The 4598-nt window shown below is 60.7% G+C and carries 3 protein-coding genes and 1 pseudogene; all 4 read right to left on the bottom strand.

The window, feature by feature from the left end; all coding sequences use genetic code 11:
• Window positions 1-198 precede the first annotated feature (198 nt).
• Window positions 199-492 (bottom strand): annotated as a pseudogene (locus tag ABY403_RS13700) (LLM class flavin-dependent oxidoreductase); the annotation flags it as partial.
• A gap of 570 nt (window positions 493-1062) precedes the next feature.
• Complete coding sequence (locus ABY403_RS13695) at window positions 1063-2592, bottom strand: hypothetical protein (protein WP_372841388.1); 1530 nt, start codon at window positions 2590-2592, stop codon at window positions 1063-1065.
• Window positions 2576-3970 carry a class I SAM-dependent methyltransferase gene (locus ABY403_RS13690; protein WP_372841387.1) on the bottom strand — a complete coding sequence of 465 codons (1395 nt, stop codon included), beginning with the start codon at window positions 3968-3970 and terminating at the stop codon, window positions 2576-2578. The genes ABY403_RS13695 and ABY403_RS13690 overlap by 17 nt, the downstream gene beginning before the upstream one ends.
• Entirely contained in the window at window positions 3967-4188 is a 222-nt protein-coding gene (locus tag ABY403_RS13685) for a hypothetical protein (protein ID WP_372841386.1), read from the bottom strand. The genes ABY403_RS13690 and ABY403_RS13685 overlap by 4 nt, the downstream gene beginning before the upstream one ends.
• Window positions 4189-4598: the final 410 nt, after the last annotated feature.

Below are 4598 nucleotides of genomic sequence, written 5' to 3'. Positions count from 1 at the left end.
TCGCGCGCTATCCCGGCGGCTGGTCGAGGCTGGCCTGCTGCGCACCATTGAACCGGCTTCGGGACGACGCGCGGCGATGTACGCCTTTGATCCGCTGCTTGATCTGCTGAAGGTCTAAGGGAGGTGCGGTTCCTCAAACCCGGAGTCTCGCTCACACTGGATAAGACTTGGGGGCAACGTCAAGACCAATCCGCCGGGGTAGAATGTGGCGAGCGTGCCGAACTGTTCGGCAATGACAAGGGGGCATGGTTGGGCAACATGATGCCCCCTGCTCCCACCCGCATGGTGCGCGTGGCGGCTGCAACCCGCCCGATGACGACTGCAGCAGCAGCGCTGGCGATACCAGGCATGTTGTGGTGCTCGGCCAGCCAGTACCGGTGATAGCCAAACCCCTCGGCAGCGCGGGCCAATTCGACGGTGGCGGCCAGGGCGTCAGCGGCGGTGTGGCCCTCGGGGATGGGGGGAGAGATCGAGGAGCGAATAATTCGGCATGGTGAGCCTCCGGTTCGCTCCGGGATTTATGCATGCGGGGGCGCAAGGCCAAGGGCAAGAGGCAGTCAACGACCACACTTGTCCAAGCGCGGCCCGGGAGGCGCAGAGTTGTTCCCGCTTTCGGTGTTGCTGAACTACGAGCGTATGGCCGTCGCGATACAGAGAGGCGGCGGGTCTTTTGCCTGCCTGACTATGAATGCTGCGATACCCATGAACGTCTGTTCAGTGAAGCCGCTTCACAGCAAGCCAACTATGCCGACAGTCAGTCATGGGCCGAAAGCGCCGATGGCCTACTGCACCTTCACCGGCTGCAGCATGCCATCGTCGGTATCCAACGTCATCGCACTGCGCCAAAGCGGCGTTTTGAAGCCGTGGTGCGCATGCCTGCCCTCGTGGTCTTCACGAGCCTCGGCAAAAAGCCCCGCCCATTCAAGAGGGCGCAAGACACAGGATGAGAACGCGGGCATCTCGCGCCGCCCAGCGTTGTCCCAGTCAGGGCCTTCGCCAAAGTACGCCCCGAACAGCGCCCGCTCTGCCGTTCCATGTGGTTGTAGACTGACGCCGCCGACCCTAACGCAGCAGGTAATTTCCGAATTCGAACTTGTCGACGAAGCGTACGATGTCGTCGAGCTTGGTTCCGTCTTCCGCAAGGCAGCGGATCACCCCGGCCAGCATCCGGCCCAATGTTGTGTAGCCCTCGGCCTCATATGGCGGCGCAAGTTGCGGCCGCGCACAGGTCGTGCCGCTGCCCAAATAGGCGGCCAGCACCGCGTGATTATCCTGCACCCAGAACTCAGTGTCGGTGTTCCAGTCGGCAGTACGGCTGATCTTCAGCCCGTGGTCGCCAAACACCAAGATGATCGCATTCGGGTCTGTTCGGTGGATGGCGGCATAGATTTCGTCGATCACCTCGGCAGCCTTGTCGGCCTGAGTCAGAAAGCGTTGCTTGTAGGCGGCAAGCTGTGCCGCGTCGTAGGAAACAAAGTCGTTTGGCGCGTGGCCAATCGGATAATAATAGTAATAGATCACCAGACGAGGCTGCGGCTGCACGGGCCGGGCGATCCGCTCCAGCAGCACCCGATGCCAGTTGCTGTCGAAATACGGGGCGGCGGGGTTTGCCTTGACCGCAGCAAGATCGAAGATCACGTCGGTAGTGAAGTATTTCTCCAGCCGGCAGAACCCGAAGGCGCCATAGTCATGCACCGCGGGTGTCGCGAATTTGCACAGCGAACTGTCGGTGATGAAGTTTTTCGAAATGAACAGATGCGAGTTCACATAAGGCCCCGCGGCGCCAAAGTAGAACGGGATTGAACTGCCGGTTTCCACGTCGTAGCCATTGGCGCGGAACAGTTCTGAAACCGGGCTTGGCCTGCGCCCAGAAAAATAGCCCGCGCCCTTGAAGTGCCAATGGTCATCGAGAATCATCAATGCGTCGAAAGATTCCACCGAGGGCGTGTCGGTGGCAAAAACATCAGGGACGATTGTCGCGCCAAGCGCATTCAGCTTGTCGACATAGGCCAGCCGGTCGAGCCCCAGAAACTTCTCCGCCGAGGGCAGCCCGATCATTGCATCAAATGAAATCAGATAGATATTGGGCTTTTCGCGCAGTCGGATCTGCGCGTATTGCGCCAGCAACGCCCTGTTCTCGTCCGAGAGCCGCGCATCGTCAGCCGCACTTCCAGGCCCGTTAGTTAGCGACATCAGCGGCACTATCGCCAAAGCCACCGCACCCGCTATCCGCGTCAAGGGTCGTGCCTCGGTGGCGGCCAGCACCAGCACCAGTATCGCCGCGACCCCAGCGCAATAGCTAAGCGCCACCAGCCCGCCGAGATTCATGTGCACCACATAAAGCGCGTAAGCATTGACACCACCAAAGAGCGCCGCAAGTCCGCCCGCGACCCATATGCCGCCTAGCGCGCCCAGTGCGAACAGCACCGCCAGTTCCGCCAGCAGCACCGCCAGCATGTAGCCCGCCGCCGCCAGCACGAAATCGCCCGGGTTTTCACGCGCCATCAGCACCAGCAACGTCGCCAGCAGGCCCGCGGAAAAAATCGCCAGCGCGACACAGGCCGACCCTGCGGCTTTAGCTTTCATACTCATAGAGACTTCGCCCCGTCGCCGAAACCGTGGTCTTCTTGACCACCTGCGCCACTTGCTCCAGCGCCGCGCGGAAACTCTCCTCGCTGTAATCGCCGAAGATATCCTCGCGCAGCGTCAGCATGATCTGGACCGTCGGATCCGATTTTGGCACGAACTCGATCAGCCCGCACGGCGCGCGCTCCACGATCCAAGCCACGACCTCGGCCAACGGGATGTTCTTACCGATCGCCAAATGATGCTCAAACGCCAGCGCCAGCACGGCATCAGCCCGGGCCCGCTCGGCAAAGCCGTCGCGCTCGGCCTGACGCCAGCCCTGATTGGGGCTAGCATTGGCGGCATCGAGCCAGAGCGGCAGAAACGCCAGCCCGAGGTTTTGCGCACGATGAAACGCGCGGTCCACGGCGACCTGATCGAAATCGAATCCGAGTGCAAAGCTGGCACCGGCTTCCAGCGCCACCACCGCATAATCGCCGGCGTTGCAACCCAGATCGAGTATGCTCGCCGGCGCCCTGCGGCGCACGAATTCAGCGATCACGTCGGCCTTGGCCTTTGCCTCTTCAGAACGGTAGCTGTTATGCGCCGCGTATTCGCCCCAAGTGGTGGCGCCGCCGTCGCGCGGCCGTAGCCGTGCGATCCAGGCACGCAGCCCCGTCAGCATGCCCTTGTAGGCATTTCGGCTCAGCTTCGCGCTGCCCTTGGCACGGGTCAGCGCCGCATCAGGGTTTTCCCGCGCCCGCCTTTGCAAGCGCGCGTGCAGCACTACATGGGTAAGCACGTTTGGAGACAGTTTCTCGGGCATCGTCAGCAGCGCGGCGAGGTCTTCAGTAGCGATACCTTCCAGCGCCCCGCGATACCAACAGTTGTGCGCCACGCCCTTGCAGGCTCGCAGCAAGAGAGGGTTCAGAAACTGTTCGCAAAACTGCCGGTAGCCCACCCAAAAGGAGCCCTCCTCGTAGGCGATGATCGACAGCAGGTCGATGAATACTGGTTTTGCACCAATGAACTGAACATTATAGGCGGTCGCGTCGCTCAGAGCCGCGCCGCGCTCCAGCAGCCAAATCTGGAAATCGAGATGGTGCAGCGCCGCTACCTGCAACTGCGCAAACCCCCACTCGTAGGGGTAGCTGACGTAAGGAACCACCGCGTGTTCGAGGACGAAGGCGGCATCGGCAGTGCCCTCGGGCCAGGCATCCTTGGGTAGTTCCGTGGTCTCGACCAGAAATCCCGCCGCCTCCGCCTCGGGCATCAGCGTTCGAATGAACGCATATTGTTCACGCGCCACCGGCTGCACCGTGCGCAATACCCGTGCTCCGACGCGCAAGACCTGCCCCTTTGGGTCCCGGTAAGAACCTGCAAGGCGCACTCCGGACAGTGTCACTTCGCCTCCGTCTTGCTGTCCGGATCCGGTTTCTTGCGCTTCCAGAAACTCTTGATCCTTTGCCAAAACAGCGAAACCGCAGCACCTGCTGCAACCGTGCCGCCAATCAGGCTTTGCAGGATAATGCTGGCCGTACCAGGATCAAGATAGGCATGCGCGCGCACCGAGGAGAGCAGAGTAGCCAAGCCGAATACCAGAAACATTAAAAAAAAACGCATGCACACTCCCTTGTTTACGGGTGGCGCACTCCCTTCGCCTGAATTGCAGTCAAGCGCCCGAAGCCCCCGAGCCATCGGAGAAGGTTAACACTTTTTTGCGAGAATCGACAACGGATTCAGACCGGTGCCGACTACTCAAGTCCGGAGCTTAGCACACACTGGAAAAAAGTTGGGGGCAGCGTCAAGGACCACACGGGCTGCTCATTTGCGACCATAACGCAAATAGCCCCCTGGGTCACAGGGGGCCTCGAGAAACGTTGACCAGGCGTTGACAAGAACTGCAAACGCCAAAGCCCGACTGTTTAGGTCGGGTTCCATCTCTTTGTTTTATTTGTTAGATTTGGTTGCGGGGATAGGATTTGAACCTATGACCTTCAGGTTATGAGCCTGACGAGCTACCGGGCTGCTCC

This window comes from Phaeovulum sp., assembly GCF_041596715.1.
Taxonomy (GTDB): Bacteria; Pseudomonadota; Alphaproteobacteria; order Rhodobacterales; family Rhodobacteraceae; genus UBA6213.
Note: the sequence above shows the minus strand (reverse complement) of the source record. Positions and strands in the feature narration are given on the sequence as shown.

Bases quoted from the DNA above. Each gene is read 5' to 3' on its own strand.
- ABY403_RS13695 (WP_372841388.1), bottom strand. From the start codon at position 2,592: ATGAGTATGAAAGCTAAAGCCGCAGGGTCGGCCTGTGTCGCGCTGGCG.
- ABY403_RS13685 (WP_372841386.1), bottom strand. From the start codon at position 4,188: ATGCGTTTTTTTTTAATGTTTCTGGTATTCGGCTTGGCTACTCTGCTC.